General features: G+C 68.4%; 20 protein-coding genes and 1 tRNA gene. 16 read left to right on the forward strand and 5 right to left on the reverse strand.

Going from position 1 to position 23,789, the window contains the following annotated elements:
- Positions 1-66 precede the first annotated feature (66 nt).
- Together IEY07_RS21550 and IEY07_RS21555 are read left to right on the forward strand one after the other, a co-directional pair.
- Positions 67-2,967 (forward strand): glycoside hydrolase family 2 TIM barrel-domain containing protein, encoded by a 2,901-nt coding sequence (locus IEY07_RS21550; RefSeq protein ID WP_188897776.1) that lies wholly within the window; start codon positions 67-69, stop codon positions 2,965-2,967.
- A gap of 25 nt (positions 2,968-2,992) precedes the next feature.
- Positions 2,993-3,874: a TolB family protein gene (locus IEY07_RS21555; RefSeq protein ID WP_188897777.1), complete on the forward strand. Its 882-nt coding sequence runs from the start codon at positions 2,993-2,995 to the stop codon at positions 3,872-3,874.
- Positions 3,875-3,901: 27 nt separating this feature from the next.
- Here IEY07_RS21555 and IEY07_RS21560 read toward each other — a convergent pair whose 3' ends face one another.
- A complete protein-coding gene (locus IEY07_RS21560) occupies positions 3,902-4,852 on the reverse strand; it encodes an SDR family NAD(P)-dependent oxidoreductase (RefSeq protein ID WP_188897779.1) in 951 nt (316 codons plus the stop codon).
- Between the two features lie 126 nt (positions 4,853-4,978).
- On the opposite strand from IEY07_RS21560, the gene IEY07_RS21565 reads away from it, so the two are divergent.
- Positions 4,979-5,587, forward strand: a complete 609-nt coding sequence (locus IEY07_RS21565; RefSeq protein WP_188897781.1) for a TetR/AcrR family transcriptional regulator — start codon at positions 4,979-4,981, stop codon at positions 5,585-5,587.
- On the opposite strand, the gene IEY07_RS21570 is transcribed toward IEY07_RS21565, so the two are convergent.
- Together IEY07_RS21570 and IEY07_RS21575 are read right to left on the reverse strand one after the other, a co-directional pair.
- Positions 5,566-6,681 (reverse strand): ABC transporter substrate-binding protein, encoded by a 1,116-nt coding sequence (locus tag IEY07_RS21570; RefSeq protein WP_188897783.1) that lies wholly within the window; start codon positions 6,679-6,681, stop codon positions 5,566-5,568. The two genes, IEY07_RS21565 and IEY07_RS21570, sit on opposite strands and share 22 nt — an antisense overlap.
- Before the next feature lie 47 nt (positions 6,682-6,728).
- Complete coding sequence (locus IEY07_RS21575; RefSeq protein WP_188897878.1) at positions 6,729-8,261, reverse strand: dolichyl-phosphate-mannose--protein mannosyltransferase; 1,533 nt, start codon at positions 8,259-8,261, stop codon at positions 6,729-6,731.
- 183 nt (positions 8,262-8,444) lie between these two features.
- Between IEY07_RS21575 and rsmI the strand changes: the two genes are divergently transcribed.
- The 6 genes from rsmI (at position 8,445) to IEY07_RS21605 (ending at position 14,132) form a co-directional block, all read left to right on the forward strand.
- Entirely contained in the window at positions 8,445-9,305 is an 861-nt protein-coding gene (gene rsmI, locus IEY07_RS21580; RefSeq protein WP_373288906.1) for a 16S rRNA (cytidine(1402)-2'-O)-methyltransferase, read from the forward strand.
- A gap of 35 nt (positions 9,306-9,340) precedes the next feature.
- Positions 9,341-10,324, forward strand: coding sequence for a TatD family hydrolase (locus IEY07_RS21585; protein ID WP_229670493.1), 984 nt, complete (start codon positions 9,341-9,343; stop codon positions 10,322-10,324).
- Positions 10,325-10,999 (forward strand): nitroreductase family protein, encoded by a 675-nt coding sequence (locus IEY07_RS21590; RefSeq protein WP_188897785.1) that lies wholly within the window; start codon positions 10,325-10,327, stop codon positions 10,997-10,999.
- Positions 11,000-11,129: 130 nt separating this feature from the next.
- Complete coding sequence (locus IEY07_RS24605) at positions 11,130-12,311, forward strand: resuscitation-promoting factor (RefSeq protein WP_188897787.1); 1,182 nt, start codon at positions 11,130-11,132, stop codon at positions 12,309-12,311.
- Positions 12,308-13,147, forward strand: coding sequence for a 16S rRNA (adenine(1518)-N(6)/adenine(1519)-N(6))-dimethyltransferase RsmA (gene rsmA, locus IEY07_RS21600; protein WP_188897884.1), 840 nt, complete (start codon positions 12,308-12,310; stop codon positions 13,145-13,147). The genes IEY07_RS24605 and rsmA overlap by 4 nt, the downstream gene beginning before the upstream one ends.
- A 55-nt stretch (positions 13,148-13,202) precedes the next feature.
- Entirely contained in the window at positions 13,203-14,132 is a 930-nt protein-coding gene (locus IEY07_RS21605) for a 4-(cytidine 5'-diphospho)-2-C-methyl-D-erythritol kinase (RefSeq protein WP_188897789.1), read from the forward strand.
- 24 nt (positions 14,133-14,156) lie between these two features.
- On the opposite strand, the gene IEY07_RS21610 is transcribed toward IEY07_RS21605, so the two are convergent.
- Positions 14,157-15,956: a glycoside hydrolase family 35 protein gene (locus IEY07_RS21610; protein ID WP_188897791.1), complete on the reverse strand. Its 1,800-nt coding sequence runs from the start codon at positions 15,954-15,956 to the stop codon at positions 14,157-14,159.
- Between the two features lie 33 nt (positions 15,957-15,989).
- Complete coding sequence (locus tag IEY07_RS21615; RefSeq protein ID WP_188897793.1) at positions 15,990-16,505, reverse strand: MarR family winged helix-turn-helix transcriptional regulator; 516 nt, start codon at positions 16,503-16,505, stop codon at positions 15,990-15,992.
- A gap of 101 nt (positions 16,506-16,606) precedes the next feature.
- Here IEY07_RS21615 and IEY07_RS21620 point away from each other — a divergent pair, with 101 nt between their 5' ends.
- From IEY07_RS21620 to pth, 7 genes are all read left to right on the forward strand, one after another.
- Positions 16,607-18,544, forward strand: coding sequence for a patatin-like phospholipase family protein (locus IEY07_RS21620; protein ID WP_188897795.1), 1,938 nt, complete (start codon positions 16,607-16,609; stop codon positions 18,542-18,544).
- Positions 18,544-19,299: an HAD family hydrolase gene (locus IEY07_RS21625; protein ID WP_229670510.1), complete on the forward strand. Its 756-nt coding sequence runs from the start codon at positions 18,544-18,546 to the stop codon at positions 19,297-19,299. The genes IEY07_RS21620 and IEY07_RS21625 overlap by 1 nt, the downstream gene beginning before the upstream one ends.
- Before the next feature lie 33 nt (positions 19,300-19,332).
- Positions 19,333-19,411: transfer RNA gene (locus tag IEY07_RS21630), tRNA-Gln, on the forward strand.
- 49 nt (positions 19,412-19,460) lie between these two features.
- Positions 19,461-21,002 carry a bifunctional UDP-N-acetylglucosamine diphosphorylase/glucosamine-1-phosphate N-acetyltransferase GlmU gene (glmU, locus tag IEY07_RS21635; RefSeq protein ID WP_268239254.1) on the forward strand — a complete coding sequence of 514 codons (1,542 nt, stop codon included), beginning with the start codon at positions 19,461-19,463 and terminating at the stop codon, positions 21,000-21,002.
- Between the two features lie 37 nt (positions 21,003-21,039).
- A complete protein-coding gene (locus IEY07_RS21640) occupies positions 21,040-22,017 on the forward strand; it encodes a ribose-phosphate diphosphokinase (protein WP_188897799.1) in 978 nt (325 codons plus the stop codon).
- 451 nt (positions 22,018-22,468) lie between these two features.
- Entirely contained in the window at positions 22,469-23,104 is a 636-nt protein-coding gene (locus IEY07_RS21645; RefSeq protein ID WP_188897801.1) for a 50S ribosomal protein L25/general stress protein Ctc, read from the forward strand.
- Positions 23,105-23,155: 51 nt separating this feature from the next.
- The gene (gene pth / locus IEY07_RS21650; protein WP_188897802.1) at positions 23,156-23,734 is read left to right on the forward strand and encodes an aminoacyl-tRNA hydrolase; all 579 of its coding nucleotides are present in this window, start codon (positions 23,156-23,158) and stop codon (positions 23,732-23,734) included.
- Positions 23,735-23,789: the final 55 nt, after the last annotated feature.

Here is a 23,789-nt window from a genome sequence, read left to right on the forward strand (position 1 = left end):
CGGCGCCGTGAACGTTCACGACCCTGAGCTTCTTCCGCGGTCGGCGGGGCGCTAGCGTGATCCTTCATGGATCTGTCCTCAGTCGAACCCGGTGTCGGAACACTGCCACCCCGCGCCCGTTTCCGCTCGAGCCTCGGCGAGCAGTCGCTCAACGGGGACTGGCGATTCCGGCTCAGCCCCAGCCTGGCCGCCGCACCGGCCGGGATCGAGGCTGAGGACTACGACGACAGCGACTGGGACCGCATCCCCGTACCGTCCAGCTGGTCGCTGCACGACGTTGCCCGTCGCCATGGTGCGGCCCCGATCTACACCAACGTGCAGTTCCCGTTTCCGCTGGACCCGCCGTTCGTCCCGGACGAGAATCCGATCGGTGATCACCGGCTGTCCTTCGACACCGGCGAGGAATTCCTGTCCGGCGCGGTGCTGCGCTTCGACGGCATCGACAACACCGCCGACATCTGGCTGAACGGGGAACTCCTCGGCACCACCCGCGGCAGCCGGCTGCCCAGCGAATTCGATGTCAGCCACCTGCTCCGGCCGGCCGGCAATGTGCTGGTCGCCCGGGTCGCGCAGTGGTCGGCCACCAGCTACCTGGAGGACCAGGACATGTGGTGGCTGCCCGGGATCTTCCGCGACGTGACGCTGATCGCCCGGCCGGACAGCGCCATCCGCGACCTCTTCGTGCACGCTGGCTATTCCGACGGCACCGGCACCCTGAGGGTCGAGGTCGACAGCTCACTGCCGGCGACGATCGCCGTTGACGAGCTCGGCGTCGAGATCGCCCCGGGCCAGACCGTCGAGCTTGATCACGTGACCGGCTGGAGCGCCGAAGAGCCCAAGCTCTACGCAGCGACGATCACCACCGACGTCGAGCAGATCACGACCAAGATCGGCTTTCGTACGGTCCGTGTCGTCGACACCCAGGTCTTGATCAACGACCGTCCGGTGGTCTTCAAGGGCGTCAACCGGCACGAGCATCATCCTGATCTTGGTCGGGTGATCCCGCGGAGCGTGGTGGAGAGCGAACTCCGGTTGATGAAGCAGCACAACATCAACGCCATCCGTACCTCGCATTACCCACCGCACCCCGACCTTCTTGATCTTGCCGACGAACTCGGTTTCTACGTGATCGACGAGTGTGATCTGGAGACCCACGGCTTCGGCATGAACGAGTGGCGCCGCAACCCGGTGGCCGAACCCGAATGGCGCCCCGCGCTGGTCGAGCGCATGACGCGGATGGTCAACCGGGACAAGAACCACCCGTCGATCTTCTGCTGGTCGCTGGGCAACGAGTGCGGCACCGGCGACAACCTGAAGGCGATGGCCGAGACCGCCCGGGCGATCGACGGGTCTCGGCTGATCCACTACGAGGGCGACTGGGACTCCAGCTATGTCGACCTCTACTCCCGGATGTACGCCGCCGTCGACGAGGTCGAGAAGATCGGCCAGGGCGTCGAGGATCAAACCACCGATCCGGCGGCCGACGCGCATCGGCGGGCGCTGCCCTTCATCCTCTGCGAATACGTGCACGCGATGGGCAATGGACCGGGCGGCATGACCGAATACATGGAGCTCTTCGACAAGTACCCGCGGCTGGTCGGCGGCTTCGTCTGGGAATGGCTGGAGCACGGTATCCGGACCCACACCGACGACGGCCGGGAGTATTTCGCCTATGGCGGGGACTTCGGCGAGCCGGTGCACGACGGCAACTTCGTGATCGACGGACTGGTCAGTGCCGATCGCGAGCCGCGACCGGGTCTGATCGACCTGAAGAAGGTGTACGAGCCGGTCAAGCTCGAGGTTGCCGAGGACTGGTCGACGCTCACCGTGACCAACAAGTACGCTTTCTCCGGCCTTGATCATCTGCGCTTCGACTGGGCGGCCGAGGATGCCGAGGGACGGTACGCCGCCGGCGTGCTGCCCGGCGTCGCGGTCGGCGCCGGTGACCGGGCGACCCTCGCACTGCCACCCGAGGCGACTGCCGCCCGCCACGACGGCGCCGTACTGACGGTGACGGCCCGACTGGCCAAGGACACCGCGTGGGCGAGCGAGGGCCACGAGATCACCTGGGGCCAAGCCGGTTCGCCGGCAGCGGCCGCGCCGCCGGTCACCGGGGACGTACCGGTCGAGCACACCGATGCCGGGCTGAGGCTGGGGCCCGCGCTTTTCGACGCAGCGACCGGACGACTGGTCGACTTCGGCGGTGCGGTGGTGGACGGCCCACGGCTGAACATCTGGCGGGCGCCGACCGACAATGACAACGGTATGGACCACTCGGTACGGCGCCGCGTCTCCGGGGGCTGGGAGCGCGCCCGGCTGGACAAATTCGCCGGCCGACTGGCGACGATCGCCGAGGTACACGACGACGCCGGGCCGGGCCTGGTGATCACCACCCGCTATGCGGCGCCGTCCTTCGATCGCTTCATCGACACGACGGTCACCTGGCGCAGCGACGGCCGGCGGGTGACGGCCGAGGTGGCCCTGGAGTTGTCGGGGGAGTGGCCGCCGAATCTGGCCCGGATCGGTCTCGACTTCGCCCTGGACGGCGGCTACGACCGTCTCGCCTGGGCCGGCCTCGGCCCCGGCCAGCAGTATCCGGACACCGGCCAGGCGGCGCGTCTGGGGTACTTCTCGGCGTCGGTCGATGAGCTTCAGGTGCCGTACGTCCGGCCCCAGGAGAACGGGTCGCGGCAGGCGAAGCGGCTCACGCTGTCCGGTGGCGGTAGGGATCTGACGCTCAGCGGAGACGACTTCTCCTTCGCGGCCCGGCCGTGGTCGCAGGCGGTGTTGGCTGCGGCCGAGCACGCCATCGATCTGGAGCCGGACGGCAGGCTGCACCTGACGATCGACCATCGCCAGCAGGGCATCGGCACCGCCTCCTGCGGTCCGGGTGTGCTCCCGGCGTACGCTCTGGATCCGGCACAATTGAACGGGTCGGACCTGAACTTCACGCTGACTCTCGAGTAGCAGCGGAAAAGGAATTCTGCGCACAATGACGAGCGAACTGATCATCCATCGGCTGTCGACCGGCGAGTCGGAGGTGATCCACACCAGTGCCGAGGTCTTCGAGGCGCCGAACTGGTCGCCCGACGGCGATTGGTTGTTGATCAACTCCGGTGGACTGCTCTACCGGCTGTCGCCGGCCGGTGGCGATCCGGAGCCGATCGAGACCGGTGCGCAGAATGAGATCAACAACGACCACTGCATCGCGCCCGACGGCCGGACGATCTACTTCTCCAACGGAGACGGGCATCTCTATGCGGTGCCGGCCGAGGGCGGCAGCACTCGCAGGATCACCAACGATCACGGTCCGCGGTTCCAGCACTACCTGCACGGTGTGTCGCCGGACGGGACGACGCTGGCCTACATCGGCGTCGCTCCGGGTCCCGATGGCGGGCGGACCAGCAACGTCTTCACCATTGCCGCCGTAGGCGGCCCGGACGTCCAGATCACCGACGTGACCGTGCAGAACGACGGCAGCGAATACAGCCCGGACGGCCGCTTCCTGCTGATCAACTCCGAGCTCGCCGCCGACCGGCCCGGGCACGCTCAGCTCTTCGAGATCGCCCTTCCGGCCGAGCGCAGCGACGGCCGCGAATTCCGGCAGCTGACCTTCGACGAGCGGGTCAACTGGTTCCCGCATCCGTCGCCGGACGGCACGATGCTGCTCTACCTGAGCTACCCGCCCGGCGTCGAAGGTCATCCGGCCGACAAGGATGTGATCCTGCGGACGCTGCCGCTGGTCGACGGTTCGGTGCCGCGGGGCGCCGGGCCCGCCGACGTGATCGCGTTTCGCGGCGGGCAGGGCACCATCAACGTCAACAGCTGGGCGCCGGACTCGGACCGTTTCGCCTACGTCCGCTACCCCGGCTGATCCGCTGCGGCAGGCCGGTTCGGCTGATCAGGGCAGCGGCGTCTTGAGCAACTGCTCCGAAAGCTCCCACAGCCGGTCGGCCTGCTGGGGGTCGAGGGCGTACGGGGCGACTCCGCGCCGGATGCCCGGACGGACCGGCCAGGCCTCCTGGCAGTCCTCGAAGTAGCGGCCGCTGACGCCGTCCAGCAGCGGCGATGCCGCCAGCAGCACCGACGTGGCGGCGCCCTGCGGGATGTCCTTGACCGAGACGCCCGAGTCCTGTCCCGGAGTAGGGCCGGTCGGCACCGCATCCGGGTCGACGTGCTTGACCAGCCCGGTTGCGGTGATGCGGCCCGGATTGAGTGCGTTGGCCGTGATCCCGTTATCGGACCAGCGTCGGGCGATCCCGACCGCGAAGAGGATGTTGGCGGTCTTGGACTGGCTGTAGGCGGCCCAAGGATCGTACGGATGCTGTTCGAAATTCGGGTCGTCGAAGAGCACCTCGCCGGTGATGTGGCCGACCGAGCTGACGTTGACGACCCGGGCCCCCTCGGCCGCCAGCGCGTCGTGCAGGCCCGTCGTCACACCGAAGTGCCCGAGATGGTTGATCGCGAACTGCGACTCCCAGCCCTCGGCCGTCCGGCGCAACGGGGTCGCCATGATCCCAGCGTTGTTGACCAGGACGTGCAGCGGTCCCCGCCAGCCGGCGACGAAGGACCGGACCGAACGGCGGTCGGCCAGCTCAAGCCCGGCGACGTCGACGTGCGGATTCGCTGTTTCCTCGCTGATCTGCCGGGCGACACCCCGTCCGACCCCGACGTTGCGCACGGCCAGAGTCACCTCCGCGCCCGCCGACGCCAGCGCTCGTGCGGTTTCGAGTCCGATTCCGGACGTACTGCCGGTGACGATCGCCCGTCGACCGGTCAGGTCGATCCCGGCGATCACCTCGTCCGCGGTGGTCGTCGCGCCGTACGGCGTCCGGACGGGATCTGCATTCATACCTACTGCCTCGTTCCGTGCTGGGCTCCGGGTAGAGTTTAAACGGAGCCGGATCCGGATATTAGCTTAACCGGAGTCGGGTCCGGAAAACAACGGGAGCGCGTGAACGAGGAGGGTCGACCAGCAATGTCGCCAACCACTGCCTCGTCCGGCGACCGGCAACGCCGGCCGCGGGCCGACGGACTGCAGAACCGGGAGCGGCTGATCGCCGTCGCTGCCGCTACTTTCTCCCGTGACGGCGCCCAGGTGTCACTGAAGTCCATCGCTCACCAGGCCGGGGTCGGCATCGGCACCCTCTACCGGCATTTCCCGACCCGCGAGGCACTGGTCGATGCGGTCTACCGCGCCGAGACGGACCGGCTGTGCGCCGCCGCACCGGAGTTGCTGACCCGGATGGGCCCGGTCGAAGCGCTCCGGGCGTGGGGGCTGCGGTTCCTGGACTATCTGAATACGAAGGAAGGCATGGCGCAGGTGCTGCACAGCATCCTCACCGATCACGAGGACCTGAAACTGCAGACCAGGACGCGGATCGCGGCCGCGACCAGACAGCTGCTCCTGGCAGGGCAGCAAGCCGGCGAGCTCCGGGCCGACCTCGATCCGGCCGATGTCTCGCTGGCGCTGGCCGGCTTCGCCCTCATCCTGGAGCGACGCCCGGACGCCCCGGACGAAGCCAACCGGCTGCTCGACCTGCTCCTGCAGGGGATCGGCGTCCCTCAGGTGGCCGGCGGCAGGTAGCCGACGTCGGTCCAGACGATGCTCTGCTTGCCGAAGGAACCGTAGTTGGCCAGCGTCGTGCGGGCCGCCGTGATCTGCGGCTTGCCGGGCGGCACGTCGCCTTCGCGGATCTCGCAGCCGGCCAGAGCGTCGACGTCCTTGATCGCGCCCGAATCCGAACCCAGGTCGTAGGCGTCGATCTGATGATCACGCAGGGCGGCGAACCGGTCGTCGGTGGCGATCACTCGGAAGGTCAGCTGGGACAGCTTCGGCTTGTCGGCCCACCACTGCGGATTGGGCGTCTCGATCAGCACGCCGTCGTCGCGGCTGACGGCGCTCACCTCGAACGGCCCGGCCAGCCAGTCGTGGATCTTGGTCAGCGATGTCCAGCCCTCGTTGAAGGTCGCGGGATCGCTGTCGGACTCCTTGGGCAACAGCACCTCGAAGGTGGACGGCCAGTCGGCGTACGAGCCCTTGTAGGTGACGATGACCTGACTCGGCCCGTTGCCCTGTCTGACCTGCGACACCTGGGAGAACTTGCTGGTCGCGTTGCACTTGAAGCTGACGTTCTGCCCGTTGCAGGCATGCCATTCGGCGATGAAGTCGTCGGCGCTCATGGCCCGGCCGCTGTTCCACACGGCGTTGGGACTGAGTGTGTACGTGACCACCTGGGGATTGCCACCGCTGGCGTCGACACCGGCCAGGTAATCCGGATTGGGTGAGGGATTACCGTCGGAGTCGTAGTTGAACAGCTGCGGCAGCATCGGCCCCATCATCAATGCGACGCCGGCATCACCGTCCGAGTCGTCCGAGCCGTCCGAGCCGTCCGAGTCGTCTGAGTTGTCCGAACTGTCCGAGTAGAGAGGATTCCACTGGTGCCCGATCGCGTCGACCGGCAGTCGCAACTCGCCGCCGTCGGCCAGCATGGTCCGCGGCTGCGGATTGACGGCCGATGCCGGCTCAACCGAGGCCGTCGGCGGGGTGCTCGGGAGGTTGGTCCCGCCACCCGTACACGCGGACAGTGCGACCGGCGCGAGACAGCACAGCGCGGTCAGCACCAGGGCGGTCCGCAGGCGTCGCGGCAACCCGGACAGACGTCGTACGAGCGCAGGCACAGCCTTCCTTCCTGGCGCCGGGTTGGCTACCGACCCAGCATTCTCGCTCAGATCCAGCCCTTGAACCACATCCTGGCCAGCCACTGCGAGTAGGGCAGCACCTTGTCGGTCAGGATCGGATAGATGTAGGCGAAATTCAGCACGACCAGTGCGACGAAGGCGCCGGCCACGATCCCACCGATCATCCTGGACCGGCGCGCCGCCGGATTCCGGGGGAACCGGCCGATCAACAGGCCCAGGCACAACGCGACCGCCATTACCGAGAACGGGATGATCGCGATCGCGTAGAAGTAGAAAAGCGGTCGTGCGGTGTACTGGAACCAGGGCAGCCAGGCGCTGAGCACGCCGACCACCGGGATGCCGAAGCGCCAGTCCCGGCCACCGACCCAGAGCAGCAATGCGATCACCAGTGCCACGATCGCGCCCCACCACAGCACCGGCGTACCCATCCCGCTGACCACGCTCAGGCACTTCTCGCCGCCGGCCGGGCAACCGCCGGTGCCGGGCTGGATGTTGTTGACGGCATCGATTCCGATGGTCCGCGCGATCACCAGCCAGCCGCCGGGGTTGGCGTTGTAGACGTGGGTCTGGTGGTCGATGTAGGAGCCGGTGTGGAAGGCGTAGATGTCCTGCTGGTAGTGCACCCAGGCTGCGAACGCCCTGCCGAAGATCCTGGCGATCCCGGTCTTCGGGCCGTCGGCGTCCCACTGCCGGTCGTAGCCGCCGGCGGTGGCGAACCAGCTCGACCAGGTCAACGCATACACGATCAGGCTGACGACCACGATCGAGATGAATTTGGCCACGCCGTCGCGGATCAGCGACAGTCCGGAGCGGAGACCGCCGCCGGCCAGTTTCCGGGCACCGAAGTCCCAGGACAGGCTGAGCAGACAGAACGCTGCCATCACATAGAGCGCGTCCCACTTGCTGCCGAGCGCCAGTCCGAACATCAGCCCGGCCAGCAGCTGCCACGGTCGGACCAGCAGCAGCGGACCATACGATCCGGCCAGGTCCTTGGTGCCCGAGCGTTCGATGTGGTCGGCCAGTCGATTGCGGAACCAGTCGCGGTCCGCGGCCAGGCAGGCGACCGCCGCGACCACGAAGAACGCCAGGAAGATGTCCAGCAGGGCGATCCGCGACATCACGAACGCCAGGCCGTCGACGGTCAGCAGCACTCCCGCCAGTCCGCCGATCAGGGTCGAGCGGCTGACCCGCCGGACCAGTCGGATGGTCATGAAGACCAGCAGCGTCCCGAACACCAGCGGAGCGACCCGCCAGCCGACCGGATCGAAGCCGAAGATCAGTTCACCGATCCCGATCAGCAGCTTGCCGACCGGCGGATGCACGATGAATTCGGCGCTGATCTGCGGCACTGGGATGCCGCCGTTGCGCAGGATGGTGTTGGCATTGTCGGCCCAGTTGCGCTCGTAGCCGAAGTGGATCAGTGACCAGGCGTCCTTGGCGTAGTAGGTCTCATCGAAGACGATGTAGCCGGGACGGCCGATGTTGATCAGCCGGATCACAAAGGCGATCGCCGTGATCACCAGGGTCGTGACCCAGCCGATCAGCCGGTCGGACGGCATCGCCGAGCGCAGCCGCTGGACCGTCGTCGGCTGCGGTCCCGGCAGGTCGGGCAGTGCGGCGACCGGCGTCGCAGCGGTCGGGAAACCCGGGGTCTCGGGGTCTCTTGTCCGGGTCGCCTGGTCGGTCACCCGCGCAATATTAGGTGGCCGGGAGGATCGCCTCTCAGGTTGTGCGACGCTGTCGTGGTGACAGTCCAGGATCCTGCGGCCGGAGTGATCGTGCTGGCAGCGACCCCGATCGGCGACGTCCGCGACGCGAGTCCGCGGCTGGTCGAGGAGTTCGGGGCTGCCGATCTGATCGCCGCCGAGGACACCCGGCGACTGCAGCGGCTGCTGGAACGGCTGGGCGTCACCATCACAGCGCGAGTGGTGTCCTATTTCGAGGGCAACGAAGCGGCCCGGACCGGTCAGTTGCTCGAGGCCGCAGACGGCGGCGCGCGGGTGCTGCTGGTCACCGATGCGGGCATGCCCTCGGTGTCGGATCCCGGTTATCGGCTGGTTGCCGCCGCGGTCGAGGCCGGTGTCCGGGTCACCGCCGTGCCCGGCCCGTCGGCGGTGCTCACCGCGCTGGCCGTCTCGGGGCTGCCGGTCGACCGGTTCTGCTTCGAGGGTTTCCTGCCCCGCAAACCGGGCGAGCGGCGTCGCCGGCTGGCCGAGCTCGCCACCGAACCGCGCACGCTGGTGTTCTTCGAGGCACCGCACCGCACAGCCGCCATGCTCGCCGATCTGGCCGATGCGTTCGGGGCCGTACGCCCGAGTGCGGTCTGCCGGGAGCTGACCAAGACCTATGAGGAGGTACGCCGCGGCGGCCTGTCCGAGCTGGCCGCTTGGGCCGAGGAGGGCGTACGAGGTGAGGTGACGATCGTCGTCTCGGGTGCGACGCCCGGCGCCGGCGAGGAGGACGAAGGCGCGGCCGTGGCTGAGGTCGGCGAGCTCGTCGCCGGCGGGATGAAACTCAAACCGGCGGTCGCCGCCGTGGCCGAGCGCCGCGGCCTGGCCAAGAACGCGCTCTACCAGGCGGCCCTGGACGATCGCCGTGCCTGAGCTCGGCGCCTGATCCGCGTCCCTAAGCTGTCCGGGTGAGTGAAGCAGCACGCGAGCCGGGCAACGAGTTGCAGGCCCGGGAACGCCGGGCGGCGACCAATGAACAAGGGCAGCGGCGCAACCTCCAGCGACCGCCGCTGCCGGAGCCGTTGCCCGCACCGGTGACCGACACCCATTGCCACCTCGACGTCGCCGACGGACGTACGGAGTTGTCACCCGGTGAGGCGATCGAATTCGCCGCCCGGGTCGGCATCGACCGGATCGTCCAGGTCGGCTGCGATGTCGAAGGTTCCCGGTGGGCTGTTCAGGCGGCGCATCGCTGGCCGAGTGTGGTTGCGAGTGTCGCGATCCATCCCAACGACGCCGCACGGCTGGTCGCCGATCACGGTCGTGATGATCTTGATCGGGCGCTGGCGGAGATCGAGCGGATGGCCGCCGATGACCAGGTCCGAGGGGTGGGCGAGACCGGACTGGACTACTTCCGCACCCGCGAGCCCGAGGGACAGGCGATCCAGCGGGAGGCATTCGCCGCACATATCGCGCTCGCCAAGGCGTACGACCGCACCCTGGTGATCCATGATCGCGACGCGCACGCCGACGTGCTCGACGTGCTGGACGCCGAGGGCACACCGGATCGTACGGTCTTCCACGCATTCTCCGGCGATGCGGAATTCGCGCGCGCCTGTCTGGACCGCGGCGCCTATCTGTCCTTCGGCGGCGCCGTCACCTTCAAGAACGCCGCCACCCTGCGGGAGGCGCTCGCGGCGACCCCGCTGGACCGGATCGTCACCGAGACCGACGCGCCCTATCTGACGCCGGAGCCCTACCGCGGCCGGCCGAACGCGTCCTACCTGATCCCGCACACGGCGCGGCTGATCGCCGAGGTACTTGGGGGCGATCTGGAGGCGGTCTGCCGGGCTCTGGGCGAGAACGCCTCGGCCGCGTTCGGCGGCGCGTGGCCGACCGAGAGTGGGCCGACCGAGAATGGGCCGACCGAGAGTGGGGATGGAGAGCAGTAGATGGAATTCTCCGAAGTCGTCCGGCGTCGACGGATGGTCCGCGCCTACGACCCCGACCGTCCGCTGCCCGGCGGTCTGCTGGACCGACTGGTCGACGTCGCGCTGCGGGCGCCGACCGCCGGCTTCACCCAGGGGGTGTCCTTCCTGATCCTCGAGGACGCCGCGGATCGGGAGCGGTTCTGGTCGGCGACCACCTCGGACCCGACCACCTCGGACCCGACGACAGCAGCGGCGAAGCCGGACAGTTGGCTGCGGGGGATGCGGACGGCGCCCGGGCTGATCCTGGTGCTTGCTTCGGCCGATGCCTACCTCGATCGGTATGCGCTGGCCGACAAGGGCTGGACCGACCGGTCGACCGAGCCGTGGACGGCGCCGTACTGGTACGTCGACGCCGGGATGGCCGGGATGGCGATCCTGTACGCGACCGTGGACGCCGACCCCGACGGGCGGCTGGGGGCCTGCTTCTTCGGCGTACCGGCTGACCGTGTTGACCGGACCAAACAGGCCTTCGCCGTCCCGGGCGGCCAGGACATCGTCGGCGTCGTCAGCGTCGGCTACCGGGCCGAGGGTGAGCGGCAGTCCGGGTCGCCGCGCACCCGTCGGCGTAGGTCACGGGAAAGTCTCGTCCACCACGGTCAGTGGCAGCCGGGGGACGGCCCGCCAGCCAAAGGCTGACCCAGCTTTTGCTGAAGTCTGTGACTCCAGAGGCAGATGTGGCGCAAGGGTTCGCGCCGGGGTGGCGATCTGTCCGAGGTCGCCGTTATAGTTCCGTGACGTTGCAGACGCCTAATCGTTATGGAGAGACGTGCGCAAGATCATCCCTGTCGTGGTCGCCGGTGCGGTGGCCGTGGTCGCTTCCGGAGGAACATTCGCCTATGCCAGCGCTGACAAGCAGGTGGAGCTCTCCGTCGACGGCCAGCAGCAGAGTGTCCAGACGTTCTCCCGGACCGTCGGCGACCTGCTCGACTCCCGCGGCATAAAGCTCGGCCCGCACGACCAGGTTGCGCCGGCTGCCGACAGCAAGCTCTCCGAGGGATCGGCGATCGCGGTGCGGTACGGCCGCCAGGTCACGGTCAATCTCGATGGTCAGAAGAAGACCTTCTGGACCACCGCCCGCTCGGTCTCGGATGCGATGACGGTCGCCGGCGTCGACGCCGACGGCGCGAAGCTGTCGACCAGCAGGAGTGAGGGGATCGGCCGCAAAGGCCTGACCTTCACGGTGGACACACCCAAGACGATCACCTTCAGTGTTGCCGGCAAGAAGAAGACGATCACCACCACGGCGGCCACCGTCGGCCAGGCCCTGGATGCCGCCGACATCAAGCTCGGTGCCGACGACAAGATCTCGGCCCAGCTGGACGATGCACTGGACGAGTCCAAGACGATCACGGTCACCACCTACGCGACCAAGACGATCACCAAGACCAATGCGGTCGACTTCGACACCAGCTACCAGAAGACCAAGAAGCTGGAGCGCGGAGAGTCCAAGACGAAGGTCGACGGGGCCAAGGGCGAGCGGACCAAGACCTACGAGATCACCCTGGTCAACGGCAAGCGCGAGGGCCATCCCAAGCTCGTCTCCACCAAGATCACCAAGAAGCCGGTGACCCAGGTCGTGCTGCAGGGCACCAAGAAGCCCAAGACCGATTCCAGCGACTCGTCGGGCGGCTCGGACTCGTCGGGCTCGTCGAGCAGCTCTGGTGGTTCGAGCAGCTCCGGCGGTTCGGGCGGCAAGGCCAAGTCGGTTGCCTCCGGCAGCGTCTGGGACCGGATCGCCCAGTGTGAGTCCGGCGGCAACTGGCACATCAACACCGGCAACGGCTTCTACGGCGGCCTGCAGTTCACGCTGTCGACCTGGCACGCCTACGGCGGCTCCGGGATGCCGAACAACGCCAGCCGCGAGGAGCAGATCGCGGTCGCCGAGAAGGTCCAGGCGGCCCAGGGCTGGGGTGCCTGGCCGGTCTGCAGTGGCAAGGCCGGCGTCTGAGCGGGTTACTCGACCCGACAGCAGTTCGCGGGCTGGTCGGCAGACTCGGCCTGCGGCCGACCAAACAGCGCGGACAGAATTTCGTCACCGACGCCAACACCGTCCGGCGGATCGTCCAGCTGGCGGGCGTCCGCGCCGATGACATCGTGCTCGAGATCGGGCCGGGACTTGGGTCGCTGACACTGGCCCTGCTCGAGGCTGCCGATCGGGTGGTCGCGGTCGAGATCGACGAGCTGCTGGCCGTCGCTCTTCCGCAGACGGTCGCCGAGCGCGCTCCCGACCGGGTGGCCGCTCTGGATGTCGTCGAGGCGGACGCGCTGCGGATCACCGAACTCCCGGCCGATCCGACGGTCGTGGTGGCCAATCTGCCGTACAACGTGTCGGTGCCGGTCCTGTTGCACCTGCTCGCGACCTTCGACAGCTGGCGCCGTGGCCTGGTGATGGTGCAGGCGGAGGTCGCCGACCGGCTGGCAGCCCGGCCGGGGTCGAAGATCTACGGTGTGCCGTCGGTGAAGATGGCCTGGTACGCGACCACCGCCCGGGTCGGGTCGGTCCCGCCGAGTGTCTTCTGGCCGGTCCCCAACGTCGAGTCCGGTCTGGTCTCGATCGAGCGCACCGATCCGCCGGTCACGACGGCGAGCCGCGAGCAGGTCTTCGCAGTAGTCGACGCCGCCTTCGCCCAGCGTCGCAAGATGCTGCGTGCCGCGCTGGCCGGGATCGTCGGTTCCTCGTCCGCCGCGAGTGCAGCACTTGAGGCGGCCGGCGTCGACCCGACCGCCCGCGGCGAGACGCTCACCGTCGAACAGTTCGCCGCCATCGCCGAGCAGCTCTCCTGACCCGCTGCGCCGGGAGGTCGCCGGGCGACGCCACCGCACCGATACGCTCGCGGATGTGGCTGAGCCGATCCTTCCCGGTCCGCTGGCCGTCCGGGTCCGGGCGCCGGCGAAGATCAATCTGACCCTGCGCGTCGGTCCGGCCCGCCCGGACGGCTTCCATCCGTTGGCCACCGTGTATCAGGCGGTGTCGCTGTACGAGGAGGTCATCGCGATGCCGGCCGAGCCCGGAGTGATCGATATCCGGGTCTCGGGGGAGGGCGCCGACCAGGTGCCGGCCGACGACCGGAATCTGGCCCATCGTGCCGCCGCCCTGCTGGCGCGGCGGACCGGCATGTCGTTGGGGGTCAGGCTGTCGATCAACAAGTCCGTCCCGGTCGCGGCCGGGCTGGCCGGCGGATCGGCGGATGCCGCGGCCACCCTGCTGGCCTGTTCGGTGTTGTGGGAGCTGGATCTCGATCATGAGGAACTGCTGCCGCTGGCCGCCGAGCTCGGCTCCGACGTCCCGTTCGCACTGCTCGGCGGGACCGCGGTCGGCAGCGGCCGCGGTGAGGCGGTCGCACCCGCGCTGGCGCGCGGCAGCTATCACTGGGTGCTCGCCTTCGCCGACGGCGGCCTGTCGACTCCCGCTGTCTATCGGCGCTACGACGAGCTCGGGCCGACCCCGCCGGAGCCGTTCGAGGTGTCGGCAGGACTGATGAACGCCCTGCGCAGCGGCGATGCCCGCCGGCTCGGACCGGAGTTGATCAACGACCTGCAGGCGCCGGCGCTGGACCTGATGCCGTCGTTGCGCAAGCTGGTCGCGCTCGCCGAGGAGTACCAGGCGCTCGGTGTGGTCGTCTCCGGCTCCGGCCCGACGGTCGCCTTCCTCGTCGAGAGCGAGGCCGACGCGGTCGACCTGACCGTCGCGCTGTCGGGATCGGGGCTCTGCCGGTCGGCGCGGTATGTCACCGGTCCGGTCCAGGGCGCCCGCGTGCTGGGCGTGTGACGAGCACGCCTGTCGGCGTGACCCTCAGCCGAGATCGGGCTCCGTACGCCACGCGATCCGGCCGCCGGGATCGCCGAATTCGAGGATGATCAACTCGTTCGCACCCGCCCGCCACAGCGGTGCGGGCGCGTACAAGGTCTGCTGCGGGCCGGCCGGATTCCAGTAGCGACCGAGGTTGAAGCCGTTGAGATAGAGGTAGCCGAGCTGCCAGCCCGGCAACGCCAGATACGCGTCGACCGGTTCGTCGATGATCACCGACGCCCGGTGGAAGCCGGGTTCGTCGGCCGGCGGTTGCCATGATGGGCCACGATCGGACCTGCCGAGGTCAGGGATCTCGGTCAGCTCGAGGGCGTACTGCTCGTAGCCGAAGAGCTGCTGGTAGTCCAGCCGGACCCGGGTCAGGCCCTTGGTGCTGCCCAGGTGGGGGCCGAAGTTGACCCGGCCCAGGGAGAAGACGCTGACGTCGAGACGATGATCACCGGGACCGACCTCGATCGGGATCTTGTGATCAACAGCGGCCGGGAATCCCGGGTCGAGCCGGGGGCCGCCCAGTCGGCCGACGAGCTGCCCGTCCAGACGAAGCTCGGCAAGATCAGCAAGACCGGTGATCGAGATCTCCCCGCTGATCGGTCCGGGGATCGTGGTCCGGTAGCGGACCACCCCGTGGTTGAGGCCGAGATGCTCGAAGCTGTCCGGCGCGGGGGCCGCAACCGGCTCGAGTTGATCAAGGACGGCCTGCAGGGCGATGAAGCCGTCGACGTCGACCTCGCGTTCCGGTTGCACGGCCTGGTCGGCCGGGGGCTCCGGCGGTGTGCTGCCGGTGTGTGCCGCGATCACCCGGCGGAAGGCGTGGAATTTCTCGGTCAGCCGCCCGTCCTCGGCGATCGGCGAGTCATAGTCGTAACTTGTGACGGTCGGCTGCAGCTCGCCGTCGTCGGCAGCGTTGGCGCCCGACCACGGGCCGAAATTGGTACCCCCATGGGCCATGTAGAGGTTGACCGAGCGACCGGCCGCGAGCATCCCTGCCAGCTCGTCGGCGGCGCTGTCGGCACTGCGCGTGTGGTGCTGCTCGCCGTAGTGATCGAACCAGCCGTTCCAGAACTCCATGCACATCCCGGGCGTGTCCGGCCGGACCCGGCCGAGCAGATCGAACGCCTCCTGCTGCCGGGAACCGAAGTTGACCGTGGCGAAGGTGTCCGGCAGCGTCCCGCCGGAGAGCATCAGCTCACTCGGCCCGTCGGAGGTGAAGAGCAGCACCGACACGCCACGCTCGATCAAGCCGTCGCGCAGGTGCTCCAGATAGGCGTGATCGTTTCCGTAGCTGCCGTATTCGTTCTCCACCTGGACGCCGACCACCCGTCCGCCGCGATCGGCCTGCCGACGGACGATGATCGGCGCCAGCTCGTCGAACCAGGCGTCGACATGATCGAGGAAGGCCGGGTCGCTGGTGCGCAGGGCGGCGACCGCCCGATGATCATCGAGCAGCCAGGCCGGGAATCCGCCGTTGTCCCACTCCGCGCAGATGTAGGGGCCCGGCCGGACCAGGATGTCAAGGTCCTGACTGGCCGCCAGATCGAGGAACCGGCCGAGGTCCCGCATCCCGGTGAAGTCAGCCGGACGGTCGGCGTACGGCAGATGGAAATTCCAGGCGACGTAGGTCTCGACGGTGTTGCAGCCCAGTGCCTTCAACCTGAGCAGCCGGTCCTCCCAGAGTTCGGCCGGGATCCGGAAGTAGTGCAGCGCACCCGAGATGATCTGGTGCGGCTCACCGTTGCGCCGGAAATGGTCGCCGTCGATGGTCAGCTGGACTCCGGTCTGATTCACGAGCCCAGAGCGTACCGGCGTCACCGTGTCCGGTCAGCCCGAGATCTCGTAGGGCGCCATCAGGTGTCGCAAGGACTCGGCCAGCTGGTCGCGTTGTGCCGACGGCAGTACGGCCAGGATCTCCTGCTCGGCCGCGAGCAGGTCGCTGATCGCCGAGTCGACGGCCTCCCGTCCCAGCGGGGTGAGTCGCACCAGCACCCCGCGGCGGTCCTCGGGATGATCGGTCCGGGTGACCAGCTCCCGGGCGACCAGCCGATCCACCCGGTTGGTCATCGTCCCCGAGGTCACCATCGTCTCGCGCAGCAGCTGGCCGGGGGAGAGCTGATACGGCTCACCGGAGCGCCGCAGCGCGGCCAACACGTCGAATTCCCAGGACTCCAGATCATGTCGGGCGAACGCCGTCCGGCGGTGGCGGTCCAGATAGCGGGCCAGCCGGGTCACCCGGGACAGCACCTGCATCGGCGACGGATCGAGATCCGGCCGCTCGCGCCCCCAGGCCTCGACCAGGCTGTCGACCTCGTCGTGGGGCAGAGCCTTGTCGTCCGGCATGCAAGGATTCTAGTCAAGAGTCTTGATGTCGAGACTCTTCTCCGGTTGTGGTCGCCGCTGCCCGCGCGCCGGCTCCGGACCGGCCCGCGCAAGGATGAGGCATGGCCATGCCCTCCACCACCGAGCCGACCCAGGAGCCGACCGACGAGTGCGATGTGATCCTGCAGGGCGGCACCGCCTCCGGGGTGATCTATCCACGGGCGCTGTCGGCGCTGGCCGCCCGCTACCGGTTGCGCGGGATCGGGGGGACCTCCGCCGGTGCGATGGCGGCCGCGGTGGCAGCTGCTGCGGAGTACGGCCGTCGTACGGGGTGCGGCGGCTTTGCCGCCTTCGAGACCATCCCCGAGGAGTTGGGACGGGGCGGCCTGCGGCGATTGTTCCAGCCTGCGGGCGCCACCGGGACGCTGCTGGACGTGTTGCTGGCGGCGACCGGCGGAGACCGGCCCGACGGCCGTACCGGTGCAGGCCGGATCGCCGGCGGCCTGGCTGCTGCGGTTCGCGGTTACCCGTGGTTCGCCCTGGCCGGAGCGTTGCCGGGAGCGGTCGTGATCGTCCTTGGTGTGGCGGTCGCGGGGCCGTGGGCGATCGTGTTCGGTGCGGTCCTGGTCGCGCTGCTGGGCCTGGCCGCCTTGATCAGTGCCTTGATGATCAACCTGAGCCGGGATCTACCGGAGAACTCGTTCGGGATATGTACCGGGCTGTCGAGCGGGGGAGCGGCGCCGGCGCTGACCGAATGGCTGCAGAACAAGATCAACCTGGCAGCAGGCCTGGAGGCGGGCGCCCCGCCGTTGACCTTCGGACAACTGTGGACGGCTGGTCAGGATCCTGACAATCAGCATGATCATGAGACGGATGATCTTGCCGCCCCGGCCCTGGCCGATCCGCGCAAGCGGAGTATCGATCTGCGGATGACGACCACCTGTATCAGTCAGGCCAGGCCGTACGAGCTGCCGTTCTCGGCGCGCGGCTTCTTCTACGATCCCGGCGAGTGGCGTCGGATCTTCCCTGCCGAGGTGATGGCGGCGTTGGAGGCGATCCCGGAGCCGCGGACGCCGGAGACCGACGACCCGCAGGCCTGGGCGTCCGACCGCGACCAAGCGGCCGCCCACTCGCCCGGACTGCGCCGGCTGCCCGATGCCGAGCTGCTGCCGGTGATCGTCGCGGCCCGGATGTCGCTGAGCATCCCGCTGGTGATCTCGGCAGTGCCGCTGTGGATGATCGAACGCAGCGACTCCGGTCCGGACGGACGGCTGGATCCGACCGGACCGCGCCGGTTCGTCAAGGTCTGGTTCTCCGACGGCGGGCTGTCCAACAACTTCCCGCTGCAGATCTTCGACGGCGCACTGCCCACCCGGCCGACGTACGCGATCAACCTGCAATCCTTCCCGCCGGGCGTCAAACCGGCCGGCGACGAGGCCGAGAACGTCGAGTGGGCACACGGCAACGCGGACGGCCTTGCTCCGAAAATCGCCACCTGGCCGGGCCGCGGCCTGGGTGCGGTGCTGGGTTTCCTGAGCGCGATCTACACCTCGTCGAGCAGCTGGCAGGACACCACGCAGCTGACCTTCCCGGGCTTCCGGGACCGGATCGTCCGGGTGCTGCAGACCGAGCGGGAGGGCGGCATCAATCTCGCGATGAGCGATGAGACCATCCAGCGGCTGGCCGAACGCGGCGAGCTCGCGGCGAAGATGATCATGGGTCAGTTCATCGAGCCGCACTACCCGCCGAAGGTTGGCGGGCAGCCCACCGGCTCCGGCTGGGCCAACCACCAATGGGTCCGCTATCGAGCCCTGCTGTCGGTGCTGCCGGCGTGGGCGGTCTCGTACGGCCGCGGCCGGGCGCTGATGGACCGAGCGATCCTTGACAATCCGCCGAGCTATCCGTTCCGGTCCAAGGCGGAGCGGCAGCTGGCCGAGGACCTCGATAGGGCGATGCAGCAGCTGGCGCAGGTGGTCGCCGATGCCGATCCGAAGGCGGTCGCGGCGCTGACGAGCAGGCCCTGGCCGGTTGGGGCGATCCGCCGGGTGCCGCAGCTGTGATGCAGAGCGAGGGCAGCGCGAACCGTGTCGTGTTCTGGGACTTCGATGGGACTCTCGCACGCCGCCGAGGGATGTGGTCGGGCGCGCTCGTCGACGCCCTCGCACTGCTGGGGCCGACCACTGTGACGGCCGAGGACCTGAAGCCTGGCCTGGCCGATGGCTTTCCCTGGCACCGGCCGGACGAGGTCGTCGAGGTAACCGATGCGACGGGCTGGTGGCAGCGGCTGGCTCCCGTGCTGGTTCGCGCGTATCGGGCTGCAGGAGTGCCAGCGAAATCCGCGCACGCGGCGGCAGCCCGAGTAGCCACCCAGTTCTATCGGGCCGATGCCTGGGAGTTGATCGACGGGGCGACGGCTGCGCTCGGGCTGACCCGCGAGAACGGCTACCGCAACGTCATCCTCAGCAACCATGGTCCCGAGCTGGCTGAGCTGGTCGCGGCGCTGGGCCTGGACCGCTGGATCGACCTGGTGATCACCTCGGCGCTGGTGGGAGCGGAGAAGCCCAATCCGAGGATCTTCCGGCACGCTCTGCGCGTGTCCGATGCCGGCTCAGACTGTTGGATGGTGGGGGACAACCCGGCTGCTGATGTCCAGGGCGCGCGTGCGGTCGGGATCCGCGCGATCCTGGCGGACGGCGCGTACGCCGACGCGCGCGGTGTGACCGTCGTCGAAGCGGCGCACCAGATCGTCGGCCGATCCGGTTCGTCCTCGGGCCCCGGACATGTCAGGATGCGTGACGGCATCGCGGATGCGTAACCTTGGTGCCTGGCCGATTCTCGGATCGGCCGATCCCCGGTTGGTCTGTCGGCAGGGCCCGCCTGACTTTGAATCAGGATTAGCGACGTAGGTTCGACTCCTACCCGGGGAGCGGGTCCACCGACGGGCCGGCGACGTATCAGCGATCACGGAGGAGCAGGGTGACCACATCCTCGGAGCCGAAAAGTTCGATCGAGCCAGTGGCGGCAGTGATCGTCCTGGCGGCCGGTGGGGGCACCCGGATGAAGTCGGCGAAGTCGAAGCTGTTGCACGAGCTGGCCGGACGGCCGCTGGTCTCCCACGCGATCGATGCGGCCGAGACCTTGCACTCGCAGCACCTGGCCGTCGTCGTGGGCGTGCTGGCCGACCAGGTGGAGCCGGCACTGCAGCAGATCGCACCCAACGTGCGGATCGTCCGGCAGAGCCAGGACGCGTACGGGACCGGCCACGCGGTCCGCTGCGCGCTCCGCGAGCTGGGCGAGCTGCACGGTGAGGTGGTGGTCACCCTCGGCGACGACCCGATGCTCTCCGGGCAGACGTTGCAGCGCTTCGTCGAGCAGCATCGGGCCGACCAGAACGCACTGACCGTGCTCACCGCACGCGTGCCCGACCCGAGCGGCTATGGCCGGATCGTCCGCGGCGCGGACGGGTCGGTGGCACGGATCGTCGAGCACAACGACGCGAGCGCGGACGAGCGCGCCATCGACGAGATCAACTCCGGAGTCTTCGTCTTCGATGCGGTGGTGCTCGCTGACGGTCTGTCCCGGCTCACCACCCACAACGCCCAGGGCGAGTACTACCTCACTGACCTGCCGGCGATCGCCCAGCAGCAGGGGCACCGGGTCGGCGCCTATGTGACCGACGACCTCTGGGAGGTCGAGGGGGTCAACAACCGGATCCAGCTGGCGGCCATCGCCAAGGAGATGAACCGGCGGATCTGCCGGCGGTGGATGCTCGACGGAGTCACGATCCTCGACCCCGACACGACCTGGATCCACGACGACGTCGACCTCGCCCCCGATGTCACGTTGCTGCCCGGCACCAGCCTCGAGGGCGCGACGACGATCGGCTCGGGGTCGGTGATCGGGCCGGACACCACGCTCGTGGACGTGGAGGTCGGTGAGAACGCAACCGTCAGCCGTACCCATGGGTCGCTGGCGGTGATCGGTGCCGGAGCCAGCGTCGGCCCGTACGCCTATCTGCGCCCGGGCACCGTGCTGGAGGCGGAGGGCAAGATCGGCACCTTTGTCGAAGCCAAGAACGCCCACATCGGCCGGGGCGCGAAAGTGCCCCATCTGACCTACGCTGGCGATGTCGAGATCGGAGAGGCCGCCAACATCGGCGCCGGAACGATCTTCGCCAACTACGACGGGGTCGACAAACATCACAGCACAGTGGGAAGGGCCAGCTTCATCGGCAGCGACTCGGTCCTGGTCGCCCCGGTGCACGTCGCGGACGGCGCCTATGTGGCGGCAGGCTCGACCATCACCGATGACGTCGCTGCGGGGGAGCTCGGGATCGCCCGCGGGCGACAGCACAACTCGTCCGGATGGGTGCTGCGGAACCGGGCGGGCACCAGGACGGCACGTGCCGCCGAAGAGACGTCGACCACTGGGAGCAGCACAGAGGACAACACCGACGCTGCACCTCGAGCCGCTACCGAAGTCCGGGATGAGCAACCCGGCGGCGACGTGGTTGACTGACACCGGCACGGATCGCTGAACGACAGGGGAACATCGGATGACCGGAGTGCTCAAGCCGAACAACAAGCATCTGATGTTGTTCACCGGACGGGCCTACCCCCAACTGGCGAACGAGATCGCCGACCTGATGAAGGTCGAATTGGTCCCGACCCGGGCCCTCGCCTATGCCAACTCCGAGATCTACGTCCGCTTCGAGGAGTCCGTCCGCGGCAGCGACGCCTTCGTCATCCAGTCCCACTGCGCACCCGTGAACGAGTGGGTGATGGAGCAGTTGATCATGGTCGACGCATTGAAGCGAGCCTCTGCCAAGCGGATCACTGTCGTGGCCCCGTTCTATCCGTACGCCCGTCAGGACAAGAAGCACGCCGGCCGGGAGCCGATCTCGGCCCGGCTGATCGCCGATCTCTACAAGACCGCCGGCGCCGACCGGATCATGTCGGTCGATCTGCACGCCGCCCAGATCCAGGGCTTCTTCGACGGTCCGGTCGACCATCTCTGGGCGCTGCCGGTGCTCGCCGACTACGTCAAGAGTCAGTACGACAGCAACGAGATGACCATCGTCTCCCCGGACGCCGGCCGGGTCCGGCTGGCTGACATGTGGAGTGATCAACTCGGCGCACCGCTGGCGATCATCCACAAGCGTCGCGACCCCAACGTCGCCAACACCGTCGCTGTGCACGAGGTCGTCGGGGAGGTACGCGGCCGGGTCTGCCTGCTGGTCGACGACATGATCGACACCGCCGGCACGATCTGCCAGGCCGCCGAGGCGCTGATCGCCCGTGGCGCGAAGTCGGTCATTGCCGCCGCGACGCATCCGGTGCTCTCCGGCCCGGCGACCGAGCGGCTGAACGACTCGCTGTTCGAAGAGGTCATCGTGACCAACACTCTCCCGATCCCGCCCGAGCACCAGTTCGGCAAGCTCACCGTGCTCTCGATCGCGCCGCTGATCGCCCGCGCGATCCAGGAGGTCTTCGAGGACGGCTCCGTGACGAGCCTCTTCAACGGACATTCCTAGTTCTCGGGGCTCCGCCCCCGGCCCCGCCAAGGGGGACGACCCCCTTGGATCCCCCGGGTCGGTGCGGTCTGTGCCCTTCCTCGGGGGATTGATCTCGCGGCATCGAGCCGGTGGCTCTCGCGCTCGATCAATGCCCGTTCCTGCCTGAAACTCGAGTTGTCGCGGGTTTGGTGCTCGCTGGACGGCCGTACGACCCGCGCAAGTCGTGACGACTCGACTTCGCAGCCGGGACGGTGATCGGAGCAGGGACCGTACGCACCCGGTCACGGATTGGCGCCCGCCGGGGCATGTTCGCTAGGCTGTGACGGTTGCCTCGGCGAGGGTCGCATCGACCGTGATCGACTGGGTTCAGCTGCGTTGCGCTCTGCGATGCGGCCCGCCCCTTTCACGACACGGTCCTTCCGGGCACAGCTGAGATACGCACACACTATGAGTTCAAGGAGTTAGTTCCGTGGCCGAGGTCAAGCTCACCGCCGAATTGCGCACCGAATTCGGCAAGGGTGCAGCCCGCCGTATTCGTCGTGCCGCCAAGATCCCCGCTGTCCTCTACGGACACGGCAGCGATCCCGTACACATCACCCTGCCCGGCCACGAGACGCTGCTGGCCCTGCGCGAGCACAACGCGCTGCTGTCGATCGACGTCGACGGCAAGTCCCAGCTGGCGCTGCCCAAGCAGGTCCAGCGTGATCCGCTGAAGGGATTCATCGAGCACGTCGACCTGCTGATCGTCCGCCGTGGCGAGAAGGTGACCGTCGACATCGCGATCCACACCGAGGGCGAGTCCGCGCCGGACACCGTCGTCGTGGTGGACCGCAACGAGCTGTCGGTCGAGGCCGAGGCCACCCACATCCCCGAGGGAGTCACCGTTTCGGTCGAGGGCCTCGAGGCCGGTGCCCAGATCCTCGCCCAGGACCTGCAGCTGCCGGAGGGCACCACGCTCGCCGTGGATCCGGAGACCCTGATCATCAGCGTCAGCGCCGCCCGCGTCGAGGAACTGGCCGAAGAGGCCGAGGGCGAAGCCGCCGAGGGCGAGGCTGCTGCCGACGAGGCCGCAGACGAGTCAGGCGAAGCCGACTCGGAGTCCTGATCCCCGGGGCACTCCCAAGATCAACCCACCGACCATCCGGAATCCGAAGACATGTGGCTCGTCGCCGGCCTGGGCAATCCCGGCCCCGGTTACGCCCAGCATCGTCACAACATCGGATTCCGGGTGGTCGATGAGCTTTCCAGCCGGATCGGTGCCAAGTTCTCGGCCCCGGCTCGGATGCGGGCCGAGATCGCCGAAGGCCGACTCGGCGCACCAGGTGCCGACAGCACCCGGCTGGTGCTGCTGAAATCGCGCACCTTCATGAACGACACCGGCGCAGCCCTGGTGAGGGCGACCGGCTACTACAAGATCGAACCGGATCACCTGATCGTCGTGCACGACGAACTTGATCTTGATCTTGGCAGGATGCGGGTGAAGCTGGGTGGCGGCGACAACGGCCACAACGGGCTGAAGTCGATCCGCAAATCGCTCAACACCGGCGACTACTACCGGGTCCGCGTTGGCGTCGGCCGGCCGCCCGGGCGTCAGGATCCTGCCGACTTCCTGTTGAGCAACTTCGGTGCCCGCGAACGCGAGGACGTCGAGTTGCAGATCTCCCGCGCCGCCGACGCGGTCGAGTCCTTGATCACCAACGGCCTGGAACGCACCCAGAGCTCCTTCAACTGCTGACGTGTTGTCGCCGGCATCTCGTTGCCGGGTTGTCGCCGTCGCCTGGCAGGCTGGC

The sequence above is a fragment of the Microlunatus endophyticus genome (assembly GCF_014646195.1).
Classification (GTDB): Bacteria; Actinomycetota; Actinomycetes; order Propionibacteriales; family Propionibacteriaceae; genus Microlunatus; species Microlunatus endophyticus.

Bases quoted from the DNA above. Each gene is read 5' to 3' on its own strand.
- pth (WP_188897802.1), top strand. From the start codon at position 23,156: ATGTGGCTCGTCGCCGGCCTGGGCAATCCCGGCCCCGGTTACGCCCAG.
- IEY07_RS21575 (WP_188897878.1), bottom strand. From the start codon at position 8,261: ATGCCGTCCGACCGGCTGATCGGCTGGGTCACGACCCTGGTGATCACG.
- IEY07_RS21620 (WP_188897795.1), top strand. From the start codon at position 16,607: ATGGCCATGCCCTCCACCACCGAGCCGACCCAGGAGCCGACCGACGAG.
- IEY07_RS21625 (WP_229670510.1), top strand. From the start codon at position 18,544: ATGCAGAGCGAGGGCAGCGCGAACCGTGTCGTGTTCTGGGACTTCGAT.
- IEY07_RS21590 (WP_188897785.1), top strand. From the start codon at position 10,325: ATGGAATTCTCCGAAGTCGTCCGGCGTCGACGGATGGTCCGCGCCTAC.
- IEY07_RS21560 (WP_188897779.1), bottom strand. From the start codon at position 4,852: ATGAATGCAGATCCCGTCCGGACGCCGTACGGCGCGACGACCACCGCG.
- IEY07_RS21640 (WP_188897799.1), top strand. From the start codon at position 21,040: ATGACCGGAGTGCTCAAGCCGAACAACAAGCATCTGATGTTGTTCACC.
- IEY07_RS21565 (WP_188897781.1), top strand. From the start codon at position 4,979: ATGTCGCCAACCACTGCCTCGTCCGGCGACCGGCAACGCCGGCCGCGG.
- IEY07_RS21555 (WP_188897777.1), top strand. From the start codon at position 2,993: ATGACGAGCGAACTGATCATCCATCGGCTGTCGACCGGCGAGTCGGAG.
- IEY07_RS21615 (WP_188897793.1), bottom strand. From the start codon at position 16,505: ATGCCGGACGACAAGGCTCTGCCCCACGACGAGGTCGACAGCCTGGTC.
- IEY07_RS21550 (WP_188897776.1), top strand. From the start codon at position 67: ATGGATCTGTCCTCAGTCGAACCCGGTGTCGGAACACTGCCACCCCGC.